Genomic DNA, 20,831 nt, shown 5'->3' on the forward strand with positions numbered 1-20,831 from the left:
GTTACTGCGCCGGCGCCCAGTCGGCATCCAGCGTAAGCGCTTCGGGCACCGCCTCCAAAAGCGATTGGCCACCGATCACGTCTTGCGCGATCTGCTCCGGCGAGAACGGTTCCTCATTGCGCAACACCAGGCTCAAATCGCCGCGCGGGTTTGGGATCGTGGCGAGGAAGTCGACAATCGCCTCCTGCGATTGCATAGGCAGCAGTGTCGGCGGCACATTTGCCATCAATCCGAACGCCATGGCAGAGAGAAACTGCGCCGATTCCGGTGTCAGTGCGGTGCCATTGGCTTCGATCGGGGGGGCGATGGCCTGCTCGAACAACCCGTTGAACGACACCGCAAGGCCAAGCCGGGTCAACCCGAAATCCTCGGCCCGCATCACGTAGGGCTGCCAATCGCGCGCCTGCCCGTTCATCTCGACCGTTACGACATTGTCATCACCCAGATCAATACGCAGCGCTTCGATGTCCAGCGTCTGCTCGACCCCGTCCCAACGGGTGTTCAGCGTGATCACCTGAGCCGAAACATCGCTCAGATACGCCAAATCCGCTGGCACGCCGAAGTCTTCGTTGAGCGCCACATCCTCGATCACGAGCGCGGCCTCGCCCGGCAATACCACGTCGCCGCGCACCCAATCCATCGCCTCTCCCGCAATCATGCGCGCCGAACCGATGGTGTAGTGCACCCCGATATCCTGCACATGGAGGTCAAGGTTGCTCACCGCGCAACCATCGGCAAACGCCTCGGCCGTCGATGTGGGCGATTGCGTCACGTCCCAACCGAATTCCGCATTCAGAAGCGTGTAGATCTGGCTTTCGATTTCACCGCATTCGGCAACCTCAAAGGCCTGAACCGATGGGACATATGCCGCAAGAATCCCGGCTGCGAGTAAGAATTGGCGCATGAAAAGCCTCCGAAAGTTATCCACAGAAGCGTGTGGATGAATGTTAGGTTCGATCAAACCCAACTAGGGCATCTGCGAAATCCTGCGGGTCAAAAGGTTGCAAATCATCAATCTGCTCCCCAACCCCTATCGCGTGAATCGGCAGGCCGAACTTGTCGGCCAAAGCCACAAGCACACCGCCTTTCGCTGTCCCGTCGAGCTTGGTCATCACCAGCCCTGATACATCAGCCATCTTACCAAAAAGTTCCACTTGGCTCAGCGCGTTTTGCCCCGTCGTCGCGTCCAGAACCAGCAGCGTGTTATGCGGCGCGTCGGGGTCTTTCTTGCGGATCACCCGCACGATTTTACCAAGCTCTTCCATGAGGTCGGCGCGGTTCTGCAGCCGCCCGGCCGTGTCGATCATCAACAGGTCCGCGCCTTCGGCCTCGGCCTTGCCCATTGCATCGAATGCCAGCGCCGCCGGGTCCGACCCTTCGGGCGCGGTCAAAACCGGCACGCCGGCGCGCTCGCCCCAGACCTGAAGCTGTTCCACCGCCGCGGCCCGGAATGTGTCGCCCGCCGCGATCACCACGCTTTTGCCCGCCGCCTTGAACTGGCTGGCGAGCTTGCCGATCGTCGTGGTCTTGCCCGACCCGTTCACGCCGACCACCAAAACCACCTGCGGCGTCTTGGGATAAATCGGCAACGGACGTGCCACAGGCTCCATCACCCGCGCGACCTCTTCGGCGAGCAACGCCTTGATTTCGCGCGCAGACATCAGTTTGCCATATCGGCCCTCGGCCATGTTCGACGTCACGCGCAAGGCAATATCAACGCCCATATCAGACGTGATCAGCAGTTCTTCCAACTGCTCCAACATGTCATCATCCAACGCCCGGCGCGGCTCGGACGTGCGGCCCATCAACCGCCCCAACAATCCGGTTTTCTTCGCCGGGGCCACTTCGGTCAGCGCCGGGGCAACGGCCTCCATCTTCGGCAATTCGACCGGAGCCGGATCGGATGGACGCTCAGGCTCGGGCGCAGGGATCTCAACCGGCGCAGGCGCGGGTATAGGCTCCACCGGCACAGGCCGCTCAACCGGCGCGGGGTCTGGCTCCGGCTCTGGCGATTGCTCCGGCACAACCGGCGGCTGCGGAAGCTCCACCGGCTGCGGCGGCGCAACCGGCTCAGGCTCAGGCTCAGGCTCAGGCTCAGGCTCAGGCTCAGGCTCAGGCTCAGGCTCAGGCTCAGGCTCAGGCTCAGGCTCAGGCTCAGGCTCAGGCTCAGGCTCAGGCTCAGGCTCAGGCTCAGAAACCCCTGCCACAGCCTCCTGCGCGTGCAAGATCTCTTCCGCCGCGTCCTCCTCGGCGGCCTCTACCGCGCCCTCTTCAATGATCGCATCCAACCCCTCATCGAGTTTCGACGAGGATTTGAACATCCGATCCTTCAATTTCCGGAAAAAGGACATGAGAACCCACCTTTGGCCTGACCCAACCCACCTAATACCCCCGGACGCGCTTGGAAAGAGCCGCGAAAACCGCCATTCTTTTGCCCGATTGCCATGCTACGCGCATCCGCGCGCAACCGCTTCCGACCAAAGGACCGCTTCGATGCCCGTCATCGCCCGTTACGCCGCCGTCACCCTACCGCCGCTGGCCCTGCTGATCCTCGCGGGCACGGCTTGGGGCGGGTTCGCCTGGATCGCGCTGGCGTGGCTGACGCTTGTGGCCGCGCTGGCCGACAGATTGCTGGCCCCACCAACCGCGCCCGCCTCAAATGAAGACACACAGCCCTGGTCCGACGCGCTGTCCGTCGGACTGGCCCTCGGCCACATGCTGCTCCTGATCTCGACCTGCGCCGCGGTGACCTCGGGCACCCTGAGCCTTGGCCAGACCCTCGCGCTCCTCTTCGCCACGGCCAGCTTCTTCGGACAGGTCAGTCACCCCAACGCGCATGAGTTGATCCACCGCCACAACACCGCTCTCAAGGCCCTCGGCGCGGCGGTCTACACCACCGTGGGCTTCGGACACCACGTCTCCGCCCACCGCCTGGTCCACCACCGCCACGTCGGCACCGAACAAGACCCCAGCACCCCGCGCCCCGGCGAAAGCTTCTGGGCCTACCTGCCCCGCGCCTGGCGCGGCACCTTCGAGGCCGGGATCATCGCAGAGGTGGACAGGCTGGAACACAAGGGCCGGGGACCCAATCACATCACCAATCCCTACTGGCTCTGGCTCGGCGGCGCGCTTGTAACCGCCGTCGTAATCATCACCAACGCGGGCCTCGCCGGATTTGTCCCGCTCGTCTTGCTCTGGGTCCTGACCGGGGCGCAGATCCTGATGTCGGACTACGTGCAACACTACGGGCTGCAACGCCTGATCCTGCCCAATGGCCGCACCGAACCCGTCGCCGCCCACCACAGCTGGAACGCCCCTTCGGGCTTCTCCTCTTACCTGATGATGAACGCGCCCGCCCATTCCGAGCACCACATGCACCCCGACCGCCCGTATGATCGGCTCGACCCTCGGGCCACGGCCCCGACGCTGCCGTTCTCGATGCCCGTCATGGCGATCATCGCGACCGTGCCGGCGGCGTGGCGCCGCATGATGGACAAACGCGCGCTGTCGGTGATGGAGGCCGCGCAAGCCGCACATCTGGCCCCGACACTGACCCGGTCGAACGCCGCACCCGCCCGGACATCCTCCGCGACGCCAACATCGGGCCCTGGCACCACGCCCGCACAAACACCGCTCTCCGATGACACAGACACCGAACTGCTCCTGCAATCCGTCCGCGCCGCCACCCGCTAAATCCGCCAACTGTCCGTCGGACCGCCTGCCCCTCCGCGCAGACGCCCAATCGCCAAAGCCACAAGGCCCCCGCCAATTCGGGCAAGCCCCCCATTTTTGTTCCAAACAAATGCAAGAAACGGCCGGCCGCGCAGCGCACCGCGCGCTTATCCGCGCCCCTCACCCGCCACACTTGCGAGGACGGCCGTGAGGCCGAAGGAGCGGCAAGCCTATCTCAGCGCGACGCCCCGCCGTCCTGCCAAATCGGTGAAATATTGCCACGCCACCCGGCCCGAGCGCGACCCGCGTGTCGCCTGCCATTCCACGGCTTCGGCGCGCAGATCCGCGTCGGAAATCGTCACACCATAGGCATCGCAATAGCCCCGGATCATCGTCAGATAGGCCTCCTGGTCGCAGGCATGGAAGCCAAGCCAAAGCCCGAACCGATCCGACAGAGAGACCTTTTCCTCGACCGCCTCCGACGGGTTGATCGCCGATCCGCGTTCATTCTCGATCATGTCGCGCGGCATCAGGTGGCGCCGGTTCGACGTGGCATAGAACACCACATTCTCGGGCCGCCCCGTCACGCCACCATCCAGCACCGCCTTCAGGCTCTTGTAATGCTGATCGTCGTGCGAAAACGACAGGTCATCGCAATACAGGATCACCCGCACATCCGCCCCGCGCAGCAGGGTCAGCAACCGGCCGATCGACGGCAGATCTTCGCGCTGGATCTCCACCAGCTTCAAGTCCGCATGATCCTCCGACAACGCCCCATGCACCGCCTTCACCAGCGACGATTTGCCCATGCCCCGCGCGCCCCACAAAAGCGCGTTATTGGCCGGCAGGCCTTCGGCAAATTGTCGGGTGTTGGCGATCAGCGTATCCCGCGCCCGGTCAATTCCGTGCAGCAGGTCCAGAGGCACCCGGTTCACATCGCGGATCGGCTCCAACCCATCGGGGTCCGCGTGCCAGACAAAGGCGCGCGCCGACGCCCAATCGGGAGCCGTTGCAGGAGCCGGGCGCAACCGCTCCAAGGCCGCCGCGATCCGTTCCAGCGCCTGCCTCTCAAAGGCAGCCTCGCTCAAAGTTCTTCGTCCTCGCCCAGAATGCCTTCTTCGCGCAGCCGCTTGGTCCGTGCATGCTCCACCCAGCGCACAAGCTGGATGGAAATCTCGTAGAGGCCGTATACCACCACAAACAGGATCACCTGCGTGATCACATCAGGCGGCGTCACCAACGCGGCCAGCGTCAGGATGCCCACCACGGCCCATTTGCGCACGTTGCCCAGGCCCTCGGCACTCACCAACCCGGCCTTACCCATCAGGGTCAGAACCACCGGAAGTTGGAAGCACAGGCCAAAGGCGAAGATGAACTTCAACGACAGGTCCAGCGAATCTTTCGCCGTGCCAAGAAACACGGTCTCCAACTCCTGACTGTTCGCCGACGGCGTGTAGTCCTGGCCCGTCAGGAACGCGGTCATCGCCGGGATCGCGTCAGAAAACCCGATGAAGAAGTTCATCGCAAGCGGCGTCACCACGAAATGCGCGAACGATGCGCCCAGAATGAACAGGAACGGCGAGGCGAAAATGAACGGCAAGAACGCGTTCTTTTCCGATTTATAGAGCCCCGGCGCCACGAACCGCCACAGCTGATGCGCGATCACCGGAAACGACACCGCAAAGCCCAGGATGATCGAGATGCGCACCAAGACAAAGAAATACTCCTGCGGCGCGTTGTAGACGATCTGCGTCGGCAGGCCCCGCGCCTCGAGGATCGAGCGCAGTGGCTCAAGGATGAAATTATACGCAGGCTCCGCCACCACAAACATCACCACGATGCCCACGACAAAAGCCATGACCGACCGGATCAGGCGCGTGCGCAACTCCGCAAGATGTTCGATCAGCGGGGCGGAGCTGTCGTCAATGCCGTCTTCGGGGGTGTTCGACGCGTCACTCATGACCGCTCCGTCTGTGCGGCGGGCTCAATTTCTGCAGGGCCGGGATCGACAGGCTTGATCACCTTCACGGGCCCCTCCGGCGCATCTGCATCGGCTGTGAACTCGGGCGCGGCAGGCTCTTCCGGCTCGTCCGAGGCCTCCGCCGCGCGTTCGGCCTTCATTGCCGCGATCCGCTCTTTCGTCGCCGCCTGCGCCGCGGCCTTCTTCTCGGCAACCGCGCGGGTCGCAGAGCCTTCCTCGAACTTCGACGGATCAATGTCGTCCATGACATCCCCCATCATGTCCTTGGCCATTGACTTGGGGTTGGTGAACTTCGACGCCGCGCGCAAATCGCGGTTCATCTGTGTCATGCCGGTCTCGTCGGCGGCCTCGTTCATCGCGTTGGAAAACTCCTTCGCCATGCCGCGCACACGACCCGTCATCTGCCCCAGCTTGCGGAACATTTTCGGCAGGTCCTTGGGACCGACGACGATCAACGCCACGATCCCTATGACCAGCATCTCCATCATTCCGATGTCAGGCATCCGCCCTACCCCTCGCCGTCTGTCGCACGGCAGCCTGCCCCGCACCGCACGGATGCATCAGGCGACCCACCGCAACCGTGCGCCTCAGGCGTTGTCACGCTCGCGGCGCTCCTCGGGCGTCACATCCCGGGCGGCGGCGGCGTCTGCGGTCTCCGTCGCATCCTCGACCTGATCAGGGTCCGGCGACTTCACACCGTCCTTGAACGCCGTGATGCCCTTGCCCACTTCGCCCATCAGGCCCGCGATCTTGCCCCGGCCAAACAGCACCAGAACCACAACCGCGATCAGGATAAGACCAGCCGGTCCGATATTGTTGAGCATTGCTTTTCTCCCTCTGGGCCGCGCACAAATATGGCAGCGCGGCGCACCTCTGTCTCGAATTCCCCTGCATAGGTATGGTCTCGGGCCGTCAGATCAAAGCCCAAAAACGCATTTGCCGGGCCTCAATCCCGGTTTGGAAACACAAAACACCGGTCCCTGCGGATCGTCAGCCACAACGCCGTACCCGGTTTCGGCAGAAAAACGTTGGGAACCGTGGCCTTCAGCATCGATCCGTCGAAATCCATGCGGAACTCCACGAGGCTCTCGTGCCCCATGAAACGCGCGCGCTGCACCACGCCGCGCGCCGGAACGCCGTCCTGTGGCGTCGGGTTCGGGCCGCGCCCGCCCCGGTCGAAGTCGATCTTCACATGCTGCGGGCGGAACACGATCTCGACCGCGCCGCCATCCGGAACCCCAGGCGCCAGGAACTGACCGAAGGCCGTGTCGATCAATGCCCCGTGAACCTCGCCCGATATCACGTTGATATCGCTGAAAAATGCGGCGGCATCCTTGTCGCAGGGCGAGGTGTATATATTGTAGGGCGCACCGGTCTGCACCACGCCGCCGTCGCGCATCAGCGCGATCTGATCGGCCATCCGCATCGCCTCCTCGGGCTCATGCGTGACCAGAACCACCGCCGTCCCTTCCTCCTTCAGAAGCGCCAGCGTCTCGTCGCGGATGCCGTCCCTCAACCGGTTATCGAGGCCGGAAAACGGCTCGTCCATCAACATGATCCGCGGCCGCGGCGCCAAGGCCCGCGCCAGTGCCACGCGCTGCTGCTCGCCCCCCGACAACATATGCGGCGCCTTGTCTCCATATCCCGCAAGGTCCACCCGCTCCAAAAGCGCCTCAACACGCTTTTTCGTCTCCGCCCCGCCCCGGCGCAGGCCGAATCCCACATTCTGCGCCACCGACAGATGCGGAAACAGCGCGAAATCCTGAAAGATCAAGCCAACCCCCCGCGCCTCGGGCGGCAGATGCACGTTGTCATCCGACAGGACCTCCCCATCGGCCAGAATGCGCCCCCGACTTTGCCGCTCGATCCCCGCGATCAGGCGCAGCGTCGTCGATTTCCCGCAGCCCGACGGCCCCAACAGGCACAAGATCTCCCCCGCGCGCACCGTCAGGTCGACACCGCACACAACCTCACGCCCATCGAAATGGGCGCAGGCATGTTCGATCTGCAGGCGAGGGGCAGTCATCGCGCGGGCTTATCCGAGTGTTTCAATCGGACACGGGGCTAGCAGGTTCGCACGGTGGGGCCAAGGGTCCGCACCGCTTGGATCACGCCATGTATCGAAGAGGGCATAAAGCGCGGTATTCCGTTGCCGGATGCGACGCTCGCGCGCCCGCCCTTCCATGCGACCAGAGCCGGTTCATACAAAGGCTGTCCGATCTGGAAAATCGACGCCAAGCTTCAGTAATTCACGATACCGCATTGCATGGGTACCATCAGCCCCAGAAACGGGTTGCTCTGAATGAGATTGTAAATCGTGTCCCTGCTGTATTCTGAATTCTCCAGGTTAGGGAACACGGAAGACGCAATCTGGAGAAGACAGCTACATTGTTGCCGCGAAAACTGCCGCTGACAGGATTGAACGAACCGCCCCTCACCAGCGGCTTCAGACGCATTCCGAACATTTCCCGCGATCCGTCAAAGCAGTTCAGAGGCGACATCACCACAACCCACGCTTTGGAAGGCCAATTCTCCAGACGCCGCATAAAGCTGCATCCCGGAAATCTGATCGCCGACACTTTGCGACAGGTCCGGGTCCGAATAGCTTCCTCCAACAGCTGCACGCGTTGCCGCGCGCGAAAGCAGCCCCGTGAGTGTCACACGGTCCTGGGCACTGATCGAGAGCTCGCTGGATTCGGTCGTGAGACGGTCCGTAATGCCGCCCATGATAAGCGTCGACGTGGGCGAATTCGGAACCGGCGTCCCATCTGCGAGATTGGTAAAGACATCCCGAAGAGATTGAGCCTGCGCCACGGCACTCAGAAAAAAAAGAGAAAGACAAAAGTAACGGATCAAACGGAACATCAAGACACCTTTCAAGAACACGAATATGGAAACTGCCCGAAATCCCAATACGCCTTTCCACCGAGGGTGCGGGTTCCAAATCCCTGTTTCAAGAAAAACCTTCTGATTGCGCTGGGGCAAAGCCGTGCTACCGCCGCAACTCAAACCCCAACCTTTCCCGCACAACCCCATTGACCATCAACGACAAAACATGCGGGCCGGCCACCAGCGCATAGGTCGTCGCATCTCCTTTGAACACCTGCGTTTTCCGCAACACCAATGGCTCGCCGGGCGTCACCACGCCTTGTTTCACCTTGAACACCTTGTCGCTCACCTTGCCCGAGGGCCGCAAAAAACCGATGGCATAATCCACCAGAACCGGCGTCTCCACCGCTGCGCTCAAGGCGATTTCCACCACCACCCTGTCGCCGATCGCGGGCCGTTCTGGCACCATCACCAAGCGGTCAACCGTGACCTGCGCCTCCGCCGCATAGCCCAGCATCGCCATCGCCCGCGCGTCGCCCTGTTTGACCAACGTCCGCAGCGCGTGGCTCGTCATCCAGTGCAATTCGGCCGCGTCCTGCCGCGCCTCCGCCTTCCATTCGGCCAAGGTCCCAAGAACCGCATCCGCATCAATCCGGCTCAGATCATTCATGTGATTGGCGACCGACCGCGTCACGTAGCGCGTCGGGTCCGCATGCAGTTTCGACAGAAGCGGCAGCGGTGCAAGCGGTGCAATCCTGACGTTCTTCGCCCAGGGCAGGCGCGGTCGCGTCCCCTCACTCACCAGCCGCCGCACATGGTAATTCCCGTGCTCCGCCCAGTCGGACAGCCGCGCCAGCGTTTCCACCGTCCAACGGTTCAGAAACGGCCTTATGTAGAACTCCATCGAAAACCGCTGCGTCGCCGCCTCCAACAGGTCCAGCGCCCGCTCCCGATGCGCCTCCAACCCGTGCCGCACCGCCAGAATCCCCGGCACCGCATGGATGAACTGCCCGAAATCGTCATCGCGCAAGCTCGGGTCCAGCCGCTCCGGCATTGCCGTCTCAAGCTGATCGGCCATGGTCGGGAAGTCCGAGGCCAATCGCGGCTCCAGGCAATCCGCGATCCACTCCAGCCGCTCCAGCAATTCCCGGCCTTCAAACCCGCCCACAACCTCCGCCGCGAACGCCTCCGCCTCGAACCCGGGCAGGGTCGCGAACTCCCCCGCCAACTGCCCGATTGTCTCTGCGTTGAACAGGTGATCCTTCAGCGAAAACCGTTCTGCCACAGCGATGCCTCCCCGGTTTCGCGGGTTAACATTGGGTTAATAAGAATCTGAAAAATACTTTTAATCAAATACTTAACCCCCGGTTGCAGCCTTGCAACCACCCTCAGATCGTCGCGTTCGTGCCGCCCCCGTCGCACAGGATATTCTGCCCCACGATGAACCCCGCATGTTCCGAGCACAGGAACGCGCACATCGCCCCGAACTCGGCCCGCGTCCCATAGCGCCGCGCCGGAATCGTCGCCTCGCGCCGGGTCTTGGCCTCTTCTATCGAGATGCCTTCCTTCTGCGACACGCCCCCATCAAGCTGGATCGCCCGATCCGTCGCGTGGATCCCCGGCAGCATGTTGTTCACATTGACGCCGAATGGCGCCACCTGCCGCGCTGTGCCCGCCACATAACCGGTCAGACCCGTGCGCGCCGCATTCGACAGCCCCAGCGCCGGGATCGGCGCCTTGACCGATTGCGAGGTGATATTCACCACCCGCCCCCAGCCGCGATCCATCATCTTCGGCATCAGCGCCGTCATCAGCGCAATCGGCGTCAGCATGTTGGCATCGAGCGCCGCGATGAAATCCTCGCGCCCCCAATCCGACCACAGCCCCGGCGGCGGCCCGCCCGCATTGGTCACCAGGATGTCGACATCGCCCGCCGCATCCAGAACCTTGGACCGTCCGTCCTCCGACGTGATATCGGCCGCAACAGCCACAACTTCGACCCCGTATTCATCACGGATCGCTTGCGCGGCTTCTTCGAGCGCCTCCGAGCCGCGCGCATTCATCACAAGGTTCACACCCGCCGCTGCCAATTGCTCGGCGCAGCCCCGGCCCAATCCCTTCGACGACGCGCATACCAGCGCCCGCTTTCCTGCAATCCCCAGATCCATCGCACCCTCCGCAATATTGTTGTATTGCCCAAGCCTTAGCAGCGCCCCAACACCACCGCCAGCCTTGACCCCGGACGGGTGCACTTGTCTAACCGCAGTCTCTCTGTCCGAGGATCCGATGGCCAAGCATCCGCCGCTTCTGCGCTTCCCGATCTACCCCGCCGCCGCCTTGCACGGCGTGGCTGGGGCCAATACGGGCGACGCGATCGGGGTCGGGGACGCGGCCCTTCCCGGCGATATCTACCGCTTGCGCGGTGGCGATCCCACGCGCCTTGCGATCTCGGAGACAGGTCCAAGCGGGCAATCCTGCGTCGCAGATGGCTCGGACGTCGGCGCGCCCGGCGATCCGCTCGCAATCCTGGCGTGCCACATGTTGATGGGGCCGTCGGGTGAGATGGTCGAAGTGTTGATCTTGTCGCTGATGCACCGCGGGGCCGAGAGCCTGCACATCCTACCGCTGGCAGACCTGCGGCCCGAGACGGATTACGAACTGGTCGGCACAGAAACCGCTGCCGCCCCGGACCGCTTCGCCGACATCGCCTCGGTCAGGTTTCTGGCTGGAACGCATCTGACGCTGGCCAGCGGCAAGCAGGTGCCGGTCGAGCACCTGAGCATCGGCGACCGGCTTCTGACCCGCGATCACGGCGCGCAGCCGATCCGCTGGATCGGACACCAGACCCGGCGCGCCACCGGGCGTGCCGCGCCCGTCCGGCTCAAGCAAGAGACGCTCAACACCGCGCGCGATCTGCGCCTTGCGCCGCAACATCGCCTGTTCATCTGGCAGCGCCACGATGAGCTTGGCGCCGGCCGGGCAGAAGTCATGGTCAAGGCCGAGCTTCTGGTCAACGGCGATACCGTCCTGCGCGAAGACGGCGGGTATCTGGACAATTACCAAATCGTATTCGACGGCCATGAGATCATCTACGCAGAGGGCATCGCGGTTGAATCGCTTCTCGTCACGGGTCAGACGCGGAACCTGCTGCCCAAGGATCTCGCCGTTACGGCGAACCCGGACGCGCCGGCCAGCGCGGCGGCGCTGGAGGTCAGCGACGGTCAGGCCGACATGGTCGGGCGTCTGTCCCGCGCGTCCAAAGGCGGCGACTAGAGACGAGGCCTTGCCTTCGTCCCGGGCACCGGTGTCGCGGCGTCGCCCATACGATTAAGGATTTCCTGCATTTCAACAATACGTGAGATCTGCGAGACATTGTTTCGCGAACTATTTTTCATCGCACGTACCTTTTTTCAGTTTTGGAGTATTTCAATGACCTTTTCTGACTTTTCCAAACGTGTCGTCATCGCCCTCGCCGTGAGCTTCGTCAGCCTGCCTGCCGTCGCATTCGATGGTGCCACCAGCTTTGACTCCGGCGGCAATGGCCCCGACACGCCCGATTTCGATGGCCCCGGTGACCTCGCCGCAAATCCGGATGGCGGCGGCGGCGGCGGCGGTGGTGGCAGCTCCAGTTCATCGGGCGGCGGCTACATCGCCAATTCCGCGCCGAATGAATGCCCCAACGGCGAATTGGTCGTGGAATTCAATGTGGATTCGGACGGCCACCCGATCCCGACGAGCTTTTCGCGCAGCTGCGTGATCCGGCGCTGAGCCACACATTTTTCATCTCAAAGGCCCGCCCAACCGGCGGGCCTTATTGCGTGGGGAGATGCGGAGAGCCTTGTGGAAGCCTGCGGTCATTGTTCCCAATGGAGATTTCCAGATGACCCGCCAGGACGCCTGCATGATGATGCAAGCCTTTTACTCCGAGTGCCGCACGAATTGCCCCGAAACCACCAGCGCCCATTTCACACCAGAGGCGCAATTCGCAATCGCCGGCGCGCCGCGCGCGGGCCCCATCGCCATGTGCACGCCCGATGGGGCGATTGACCAAACCACCAAAGCGCTCGTCTCCGAATGGGAATTCCGGACCATCGACCTGCATTCCGTTATTGCCGAGGGGGACGAGATCTTCACCCGCTACACCCTGACCTTGCGCCATGTCCCGACCGATACAACCACACAGACCGAGTTCGCCGACCATATCCGTGTGCGGGACGGCAAGATGTAGCCATGACCCAATTCGTCGATACCGCACGCCTGGGTGTAATGGCCGCGGGCAACGGCTAGACCCCGATTGCCCCCTTGGGCGGGCGCAGCTATATCCCGCCCATGCCCGACACGTTGCACACCAATCGCCCCACCCTTCCCCCGGAAATCGCGCGTCGCCGGACGTTTGCGATTATCTCGCACCCGGACGCAGGCAAAACCACGCTGACCGAGAAGTTTCTGCTTTATGGTGGTGCGATCCAATTGGCCGGACAGGTCCGCGCCAAGGGCGAGGCGCGGCGCACGCGGTCAGATTTCATGCAGATGGAGAAAGATCGCGGCATCTCCGTCAGCGCCTCGGCAATGTCGTTCGATTTTGATGCGCGGTTCCGCTTCAACCTCGTCGACACGCCCGGCCATAGCGACTTTTCCGAGGACACTTACCGCACGCTGACGGCGGTGGACGCCGCGATCATGGTGATCGACGGGGCGAAGGGCGTGGAAAGCCAGACGCAGAAACTCTTCGAGGTCTGCCGCCTGCGCGATCTGCCGATCCTGACGTTTTGCAACAAGATGGACCGCGAGAGCCGCGATACGTTCGAGATCATCGACGAAATTCAGGAAAACCTCGCGATTGACGTGACGCCCGCGTCCTGGCCCATCGGGGTCGGGCGAGATTTTCTGGGGTGCTATGATCTGATCCACGACCGGCTTGAGTTGATGGACCGCGCCGACCGCAACAAGGTGGCCGAAAGCGTTTCGATCAATGGACTGGACGATCCGAAGCTGGCCGAGCATGTGCCTGCGGATCTGCTGGTCAAGCTGCGCGAAGAGGTCGAGATGGCGCGCGAATTGCTACCACCCATGGACCTGACCGCGTTTCAGCAGGGCACGCTGACGCCGATCTGGTTCGGGTCGGCGATCAATTCCTTCGGGGTGAAGGAACTGATGGACGGCATCGCGGAATACGGGCCGGAACCGCAGGTACAAAACGCCGAACCCCGTGAAGTCGCCCCCGAAGAAAAGAAGGTCGCGGGCTTTGTCTTCAAGGTCCAAGCCAATATGGACCCTAAGCACCGCGACCGCGTGGCCTTCGTGCGGCTGGCGTCAGGGCATTTTCAGCGCGGCATGAAACTCACCCATGTGAGGTCGAAAAAGCCGATGGCGATCAGCAATCCGGTGATGTTCCTTGCCTCGGACCGCGAGCTTGCCGAAGAGGCATGGGCCGGAGACATCATCGGCATCCCGAACCACGGACAATTGCGGATCGGGGATGCCTTGACCGAAGGCGAAGCGCTGCGCTTCACCGGCATTCCGTCATTTGCGCCCGAGCTTTTGCAATCGGTCCGTGCTGGCGACCCGATGAAAGCCAAGCACATGGAAAAGGCCTTGATGCAGTTCGCCGAGGAGGGTGCTGCCAAGGTTTTCAAGCCGACCTTCGGGTCGGGCTTCATCGTCGGCGTCGTGGGTGCGCTGCAATTCGAAGTGTTGGCCAGCCGGATCGAGTTGGAATACGGCCTGCCCGTCCGTTTCGAGGCGTCGCAATTCACCTCCGCGCGCTGGGTGCATGGCACCAAGGATGCAGTTGACGCCTTCGCCGCCGCCAACAAGCAGCACATCGCGGAAGATAACGACGGCGACCCGGTCTACCTGACCCGCCTGCAATGGGACATCGACCGGGTGGAACGGGACTACCCCGACATCTCCTTATCGGCCACGAAGGAGCTTATGGTCTGAGCACTGGTCCCTCTATTCGTGTCTGGCTGACCCTTGACGAAGAGGCGCGCACGCCATTTGCTCGGTTGGGCGATGAAGTACCGCCCGACACCATTGATTTCGCGGCCCTTTTGCGCAGAACACTGCCTGAAGCCGACGGGCCGCCAGAGCCTGCGGGGGCCGATGATTTCGCCGCAAAGTCTCGCAACCTGGCCCGAAGTTTTGCCGGTCAACCCGCACTATTGCTGTTGAACGCACGTCTGATCGCATTGCTGCGGCGTCGCGCCCCGCCCGCGCATATCCCTGCCCTTTTTGCGGCCCTGTGGGATGCGCATGCAGATGATTTGTCCGATCTACACGATGCGCGGTGGCTTGTCTCTTCGTGCCGCACGCTGGCCGATTTCGGCCCGTCCGAGGCAAGCCGAATGGTCGCTGCGGAACTCGCCATGGTGGTCGACATGATGAAACTCTACGAGACGGAGCGTCTGTTTTCGGGCACTGCGCCGGACGACCTCTTTACCGGCCGCCTCACACCGACATCCTTAACGCTCGACCTTGATGCGTTCGCGATCGCGCGCGGGGACCTCGATCGGTCTGTTGCAACACGGATCTGGCGGCGGGCGACGGGCGATCCGGTAGCAGAGGCGTTGGCCTCACGCCTGATCCCCGACATCCTTGGCGACCCACGCGGGCTGTTCCTGCGCCTGAGGCTGATGCGGAACCGGCGGCGTCACCGTCAGGGGTAGGACGTGACACCGCGCTTTTCGGCGTGCATCGCGGATGTTTCCACACGATCATATCCGCGAGGGAGGCTTGCACATGCCACACCGAAATCGTGTTCTTCCAACGGGCGAAATCGTCGCCAACTCGGCGCGCGGCACCTTCACGGGCAATCGCGGTATCCTGGTCGACCGCGACGGTCAGATGACCGACCGGCAATGGGCAGCGAAAGCTTGGATCACCTGTGTTCTCGAATTTCGCGGACGCCGCCGCCCCATCGCAAAACCCCGCACCTGGACCGAGTTGTTCTTTCTCGACGAGGCTGTCGCCTTCGCCGCCGGACACCGCCCCTGCGCCTATTGCCGGCGCGCGGATTACACCTGGTTCAAGGAGCTTTGGGGCGGTGCGAAAGCCACCGAGATGGACCGCGTTTTGCACCAAGAGCGCCTGAATGGGCGGCAAAAGCGGCTGCATGCCGTGCGTATGCAGGATCTGCCAGACGGCGCGTTCATCTTTCGGGACAAGGCGCCGATGTTGGTGTTGGGCGCAAGACTCCATCCCTACACGCCCGTGGGCTATGGCCCGCCACTACCGCGCTTGGATGGACCCGCTCTATCACTGACAACGCCTGATTTGCTGCGCATACTCAGCAGCGGATACGTGCCTCTGATCCACCCAAGCGCAATATCCGAAGCTTAGCCGCGCGTTAACCAATCTACCGTACCAAAAGGGCATGCGGTATCTGCCCCTCATCCTGTTGCTTGTCGTGACAGCCTGCGCCTCGCCCTCGGGCCTGGTGAGTTCGCCGCAAACCGGCCTCAACGGCCAGTACACATCTCAGGTCGTAATCTCCGATCACCCGCACCATGTCTTGATGGGCCATCTGATCACAGTCGATCGCAACGGCACGAGATCTCACGCCCTGATCATCGCGCACCGCCGCGATGGCGTGCATCGCCTGCGCATGGCCCAAGCCTGGAGCAATGGAACTGAGCTGCCTTTCACCGCCACCACGCTGCAGCTTGACGGCTGCACCCATGGCCATTGCCGTGACAGCGCCATCGGGATCGTCACGCTGTCAGACGGACTTTTGGCCATGGCGCGCCGCGAGGGCCTGAGCGCGCGGTTGACCGGGCGCAGCGATGCGGTCGATATCCATGTGCCGGCACGGCTGTTTCAAAGCTTGCCGGATTGACGCGGTCGTGCGGAATTCGGCCTTCTGGATTTGACCCTTCCGCTTGAATGGCCTATGCCCTCGCCAGCCCCCGTAATCCGTACGGGGACCCTACGCGGAGCGCGCTGGGACTTATGCGCTCCATCATCCCGGTCGGTTCAGAATGACCCGGCCTCAATTGGACGCATATGACAACGTTTTCTGATCTACAACTGAACCCAAAAGTCCAAAAGGCAATCGCCGAAGCGGGCTACGAAAAACCCACCCCGATCCAGGAAGGCGCCATTCCCCCGGCGCTGGAAGGTCGTGATGTTTTGGGCATTGCCCAGACCGGCACCGGTAAGACGGCCAGCTTCACGCTCCCGATGATCACCATGCTGGCACGCGGCCGCGCCCGTGCGCGCATGCCGCGCAGTCTGGTTCTGTGCCCGACGCGGGAACTTGCCGCGCAAGTCGCTGAAAATTTTGATATTTACGCGCAGCACGTGAAGCTGACCAAAGCACTTTTGATCGGCGGCGTTTCGTTTAAGGAACAAGAAGCCGCCATCGACAAGGGCGTCGACGTCCTGATCGCAACGCCCGGCCGCCTGCTCGACCATTTCGAGCGCGGTAAACTGATCCTGAACGACGTGAAAGTCATGGTCGTGGACGAGGCCGACCGTATGCTCGATATGGGGTTCATCCCCGATATTGAGCGGATCTTCGGCCTGGTGCCATTCACCCGGCAGACCCTGTTCTTCTCGGCCACCATGGCCCCCGAGATTGAGCGGATCACCAACACCTTCCTTTCGAATCCAGCCAAGATCGAAGTGGCGCGGCAATCGACCACCTCCGACACGATCGAGCAGCGGCTGATCGAGTTCAAGCCGACCCGCCGTGACATGGCCGCCAAGCAAAAGCGCGACATGTTGCGCGCCGTGATCACCGCAGAGGGGGACGCCTTCAATAACGCGATCATCTTCTGCAACCGCAAGGTCGATGTGGATATCGTTGCCAAGTCGTTGAAAAAACATGACCTTAATGCTGAACCGATCCATGGCGATCTGGATCAATCTCACCGCATGCGCACGCTGGACGGGTTCCGGGACGGGTCGATCACCCTGCTGGTGGCCTCCGACGTGGCGGCGCGTGGTCTGGATATTCCGAACGTGTCCCATGTGATCAATTACGACGTGCCGAGCCACGCCGAGGATTACGTGCACCGCATCGGCCGGACGGGCCGCGCGGGCAAGACTGGCGTTGCGATCACCCTCTGTGTGCCCTCGGATGAAAAGTACCTGGGCGCGATCGAGAACCTGATTGAAACGCCCATACCACGGGCCACCCCCCCGATGGAGGTGCAAGACACCCGTCGCAAACGCGACGATGACAGCGCGGAAGACAAACCGCGCAGCCGCCGTCGTGGACGCGGTCGTGCAGACGACGCGCCCCAGGCAGCTCAGGCACCTGAGGCACCGCAAGAGGCCCCCGCGCCCCAGCCTGAAGCAGCACAGCCAGAAGCGCGCACCGAAGAAAGAACCGAAGATCGCCCGCGCCGGGAACGTGGTGGACGGGGCCGGGGCCGCGACCGCGGTGATCGCGGGCCAAGGATCGTCGGTATGGGCGATCACATGCCCGATTTCATTGCGTTGAGCTTTGATGAGCGCCGCGGTGGACCGCCCGCCATCGACCTGAGCGACGACGCCGAAGAAGAAGAAACGCCTGACACCCCCGAGGTTGAGGCCGCGCCAGCGGAAAAGCCGAAACGCCGCCGCACCCGCAAGCCGAAGGCCGAAGAAACAACGGTCGAGGAAACCCCGGCAGAGGAGGCTCAGGCCGAGGCGCCGGTGGAAGCGGAAGTGGAAAAGCCAAAGCGCCGCCGCAAAAAGAAGGTCGAAGAACCTGCCTCGGACCCGGCCGAAGAGCTCGCGCCGGAAGAGGCGGAAAAGCCCAAGCGCAAACGCGCCCCACGCAAGAAAAAGGTGGAAGAGCCCGCGCCAGAAGCCGAAGCCACACCGGACACGCCTGACACCGAAGCATAATGGAAAACGCCCCGGACAGAAAACCGGGGCGTTTTTCGTTGAACCGTAGGTGTTTAGTCCGCCATCAAGCGGCTGACCAACAGCGCCAACTCGGGCTTCTTGCCAATCTCCTGCACGCAAGTCTGACGCACGATACGTTTGATCGCTTCTTCAAGCTTCTCGTCATCGTCAACGACCTTGGCATCAAGGCGCGGCAGGAGCTTTGCGATGTCATCCTCGATCAGATCTTGCAGTGCTGCACCCGAGGACCCGACTTCGGGCAAGCCCTTCAGCTGAACCCAGGCGTCTTCAAGCACCTCATCGCCCTCGTCGACAATCAAGGCGACCACAACCATTCCGTTGAGCGCCATCTTCATCCGCTCGCGGATCACGCCATCGAACTGGCCAACGAAGGCCTCACCATCAAGGTAGGTCCGTCCGGTCTCCACATGCTCGACAACGCCGGGCGCATTGCCCGAAAGCTCGACCAATGCACCATTCGGGGCGACGAGGCCCGTCATGCCCTTGGAGGTCGCCAGCCGTGCATGTTCGCGAATGTGACGGAATTCACCATGGTTGGGAACCAGGATTTGCGGCTTGAGCACATCATGCATGACCTCAAGATCGGGGCGGTTTGCGTGGCCTGAAACGTGGTAAAAGCCGCTGTTGTCATCCACGATCTCGACCCCGATCTCCGCCAGGGCGTTCTGGATATGGGCGACGGGCACCTCGTTTCCGGGGATCGTCTTGGAAGAGAACACGAACATGTCCCCCTCCTTCAATTCATGGCCCAGGTACTTGCCACGGCTCAGCGCGGCGGAGGCGGCACGGCGTTCGCCCTGGCTTCCGGTCACCAGAAGCATCAGGTTCTCGCGCGGCACGTCAAGCGCGTCTTCGGGGCTGATCGTGGCCGGAAAATCCGTCAAAACACCGGCCTGAACACCGGCCTTCACCATACGCTGCATCGCGCGCCCCATCAGGCAAATCGACCGGCCCGCCGCAACGCCGGCCTCGGCCAGCGTCTTCACACGCGCGATGTTGGAGGCAAAGGTCGTGGCCACAACCATCCCGCGCGCCTGTGCAACAAGCGCGTTGATTTGCTCGGGCAATTGGCTCTCGGAGCGGCCCGGGTTGCGGTTGAAAACATTGGTGGAATCGCACACGAAGGCCAACACGCCTTCGGCACCGATCTCACTCCACATCTCCGGATCATAGGGTTCGCCCACGCGCGGATCACGGTCGATCTTGAAGTCACCGGAATGCACAACGCGGCCCGCATCCGTGTCAATCAGCAGTGCAGAGGCCTCGGGAATGGAATGCGAGACCGGCGCGAAGGACACGCGGAACGGTCCGGCTTCGACCACCTCGGGATAGGCGCCGACAATGCGCACGTTGTCCCCGTCATGGCCTGCTTCTTCGATCTTGCGAGTGGCGTGGATCGCGGTGAACTTGCGGCAATAGACCGGCGCACGCAGGCGATTCCACAGATGACCGACCGCACCAACGTGGTCTTCGTGCGCGTGCGTGATGAAAATGCCGTCAATCCGGTCCCGCCGCTCGTCCAGCCAGGCAACATCCGGCAGGATCAGGTCGACACCCGGCTGCCCGTCCATATCGGGAAAGGCCACGCCGGTGTCCACCACGATCAGGCGCTCAGCCCCTTCCGGACCATAGCCATATACATAACAATTCATCCCGATCTCCCCCGCGCCACCAAGGGGGAGATACATCAGCCGGTTCCGGTCACTCATGGGATGGGTTGTCCTTGTTATATTTATGGATGACCGTGAGGCCGTACATCGTCAGGTCGTCTTCGATGGTGTCAAATAACAGTTCCCCCTGTGCGAACAAGGGGGCGAGACCGCCGGTGCCGATGACCTTCATCGAACGACCGTATTCTGCCTTGATGCGCGCGGTGATGCCCTCGATCAAACCTATATAGCCCCAGAACACACCCGATTGAATGCAGCCGACGGTGTTTGTGCCGATGACCTGTTCCGGCTTGGTGATATCGACATGCGGCAAAGCAGCCGCACCCAGGGCCAACGCCTCAAGTGACAGGTTCACGCCGGGCGCAATTACGCCGCCGACATAGGCGCCATCCTCGGCCACGACATCGAAGTTCGTGGCGGTGCCGAAATCAACCACAACGCAATCCCCGCCATGGCGCGCAAACGCCCCCGCTGCATTGGCCAGCCGGTCCGGTCCCACACCGGTGTCATAGTCAACGCGCGGCGCAATCGGCAGGGCGCAATCGGGCTTACCGACCACCAAAGGCCGCAAGTTGAAGAACCGGTCGCAAAAAACACGCAGGTTGAATACGACACGTGGCACGGTGGTCGAGATGATCACATCGTCGATCTTCGGGTCGATCCCGTAGTGGCTCAACAACGTCGAAAACCACGTGAAATAGGCATCCGCCGTGCGCGAATGATGGGTCGACGTGCGCAGCGTGCACAACCAGCTTTCGCCGTCCCAGATCGAGAATACCGTGTTCGTGTTGCCGCAATCAATGCAGAGGAGCATGGCGCGC

General features: G+C 62.5%; 21 protein-coding genes. 9 read left to right on the plus strand and 12 right to left on the minus strand.

Going from position 1 to position 20,831, the window contains the following annotated elements; genetic code table 11:
- Window position 1: 1 nt before the first annotated feature.
- Entirely contained in the window at window positions 2-904 is a 903-nt protein-coding gene (locus V8J83_RS17500; protein WP_339987779.1) for a hypothetical protein, read from the minus strand.
- 43 nt (window positions 905-947) lie between these two features.
- Window positions 948-2,351: a signal recognition particle-docking protein FtsY gene (gene ftsY / locus V8J83_RS17505; protein WP_339987780.1), complete on the minus strand. Its 1,404-nt coding sequence runs from the start codon at window positions 2,349-2,351 to the stop codon at window positions 948-950.
- A 142-nt stretch (window positions 2,352-2,493) separates the two neighbouring features.
- On the opposite strand from ftsY, the gene V8J83_RS17510 reads away from it, so the two are divergent.
- Window positions 2,494-3,693, plus strand: a complete 1,200-nt coding sequence (locus V8J83_RS17510; protein WP_339987781.1) for an alkane 1-monooxygenase — start codon at window positions 2,494-2,496, stop codon at window positions 3,691-3,693.
- 209 nt (window positions 3,694-3,902) lie between these two features.
- Here the strand turns inward: V8J83_RS17510 and V8J83_RS17515 are convergent, their stop codons facing one another.
- The 8 genes from V8J83_RS17515 to V8J83_RS17550 all read right to left on the minus strand — a co-directional run bounded on the left by V8J83_RS17515 (window position 3,903) and on the right by V8J83_RS17550 (window position 10,650).
- Window positions 3,903-4,760, minus strand: a complete 858-nt coding sequence (locus tag V8J83_RS17515) for an ATP-binding protein (protein WP_339987782.1) — start codon at window positions 4,758-4,760, stop codon at window positions 3,903-3,905.
- Window positions 4,757-5,632 carry a twin-arginine translocase subunit TatC gene (gene tatC / locus V8J83_RS17520; protein WP_339987783.1) on the minus strand — a complete coding sequence of 292 codons (876 nt, stop codon included), beginning with the start codon at window positions 5,630-5,632 and terminating at the stop codon, window positions 4,757-4,759. The genes V8J83_RS17515 and tatC overlap by 4 nt, the downstream gene beginning before the upstream one ends.
- A complete protein-coding gene (gene tatB / locus V8J83_RS17525) occupies window positions 5,629-6,156 on the minus strand; it encodes a Sec-independent protein translocase protein TatB (RefSeq protein WP_339987784.1) in 528 nt (175 codons plus the stop codon). The genes tatC and tatB overlap by 4 nt, the downstream gene beginning before the upstream one ends.
- Window positions 6,157-6,240: 84 nt before the next feature.
- Window positions 6,241-6,477 (minus strand): twin-arginine translocase TatA/TatE family subunit, encoded by a 237-nt coding sequence (locus V8J83_RS17530; protein WP_339987785.1) that lies wholly within the window; start codon window positions 6,475-6,477, stop codon window positions 6,241-6,243.
- Window positions 6,478-6,599: 122 nt separating this feature from the next.
- A complete protein-coding gene (locus tag V8J83_RS17535; RefSeq protein ID WP_339987786.1) occupies window positions 6,600-7,679 on the minus strand; it encodes an ABC transporter ATP-binding protein in 1,080 nt (359 codons plus the stop codon).
- 452 nt (window positions 7,680-8,131) lie between these two features.
- Window positions 8,132-8,518: a hypothetical protein gene (locus V8J83_RS17540; protein WP_339987787.1), complete on the minus strand. Its 387-nt coding sequence runs from the start codon at window positions 8,516-8,518 to the stop codon at window positions 8,132-8,134.
- A gap of 127 nt (window positions 8,519-8,645) precedes the next feature.
- Window positions 8,646-9,767, minus strand: coding sequence for a YhaZ family DNA alkylation repair protein (locus V8J83_RS17545; protein WP_339987788.1), 1,122 nt, complete (start codon window positions 9,765-9,767; stop codon window positions 8,646-8,648).
- A gap of 103 nt (window positions 9,768-9,870) precedes the next feature.
- Complete coding sequence (locus V8J83_RS17550) at window positions 9,871-10,650, minus strand: SDR family oxidoreductase (protein WP_339987789.1); 780 nt, start codon at window positions 10,648-10,650, stop codon at window positions 9,871-9,873.
- Window positions 10,651-10,768: 118 nt separating this feature from the next.
- Here V8J83_RS17550 and V8J83_RS17555 point away from each other — a divergent pair, with 118 nt between their 5' ends.
- The 8 genes from V8J83_RS17555 (at window position 10,769) to V8J83_RS17590 (ending at window position 18,319) form a co-directional block, all read left to right on the plus strand.
- Window positions 10,769-11,755, plus strand: a complete 987-nt coding sequence (locus V8J83_RS17555; protein WP_339987790.1) for a Hint domain-containing protein — start codon at window positions 10,769-10,771, stop codon at window positions 11,753-11,755.
- Window positions 11,756-11,911: 156 nt separating this feature from the next.
- Window positions 11,912-12,250 (plus strand): hypothetical protein, encoded by a 339-nt coding sequence (locus tag V8J83_RS17560; protein WP_339987791.1) that lies wholly within the window; start codon window positions 11,912-11,914, stop codon window positions 12,248-12,250.
- Window positions 12,251-12,362: 112 nt separating this feature from the next.
- Complete coding sequence (locus tag V8J83_RS17565) at window positions 12,363-12,710, plus strand: nuclear transport factor 2 family protein (RefSeq protein WP_339987792.1); 348 nt, start codon at window positions 12,363-12,365, stop codon at window positions 12,708-12,710.
- A gap of 101 nt (window positions 12,711-12,811) precedes the next feature.
- Complete coding sequence (locus V8J83_RS17570) at window positions 12,812-14,425, plus strand: peptide chain release factor 3 (protein ID WP_339987793.1); 1,614 nt, start codon at window positions 12,812-12,814, stop codon at window positions 14,423-14,425.
- A 65-nt stretch (window positions 14,426-14,490) separates the two neighbouring features.
- Window positions 14,491-15,150 (plus strand): hypothetical protein, encoded by a 660-nt coding sequence (locus tag V8J83_RS17575; RefSeq protein WP_339987794.1) that lies wholly within the window; start codon window positions 14,491-14,493, stop codon window positions 15,148-15,150.
- Between the two features lie 73 nt (window positions 15,151-15,223).
- The gene (locus V8J83_RS17580; RefSeq protein ID WP_339987795.1) at window positions 15,224-15,823 is read left to right on the plus strand and encodes a hypothetical protein; all 600 of its coding nucleotides are present in this window, start codon (window positions 15,224-15,226) and stop codon (window positions 15,821-15,823) included.
- Between the two features lie 34 nt (window positions 15,824-15,857).
- Window positions 15,858-16,319, plus strand: a complete 462-nt coding sequence (locus V8J83_RS17585) for a hypothetical protein (RefSeq protein ID WP_339987796.1) — start codon at window positions 15,858-15,860, stop codon at window positions 16,317-16,319.
- Between the two features lie 167 nt (window positions 16,320-16,486).
- Window positions 16,487-18,319 (plus strand): DEAD/DEAH box helicase, encoded by a 1,833-nt coding sequence (locus V8J83_RS17590; RefSeq protein WP_339987797.1) that lies wholly within the window; start codon window positions 16,487-16,489, stop codon window positions 18,317-18,319.
- Window positions 18,320-18,372: 53 nt separating this feature from the next.
- On the opposite strand, the gene V8J83_RS17595 is transcribed toward V8J83_RS17590, so the two are convergent.
- Window positions 18,373-20,049 (minus strand): ribonuclease J, encoded by a 1,677-nt coding sequence (locus V8J83_RS17595; protein WP_339987798.1) that lies wholly within the window; start codon window positions 20,047-20,049, stop codon window positions 18,373-18,375.
- Window positions 20,042-20,824, minus strand: a complete 783-nt coding sequence (locus tag V8J83_RS17600; RefSeq protein WP_339987799.1) for a type III pantothenate kinase — start codon at window positions 20,822-20,824, stop codon at window positions 20,042-20,044. The genes V8J83_RS17595 and V8J83_RS17600 overlap by 8 nt, the downstream gene beginning before the upstream one ends.
- Between the last annotated feature and the right edge of the window lie 7 nt (window positions 20,825-20,831).

This window comes from Gymnodinialimonas ulvae (genome assembly GCF_037543845.1).
Taxonomy (GTDB): domain Bacteria; phylum Pseudomonadota; class Alphaproteobacteria; order Rhodobacterales; family Rhodobacteraceae; genus Gymnodinialimonas; species Gymnodinialimonas ulvae.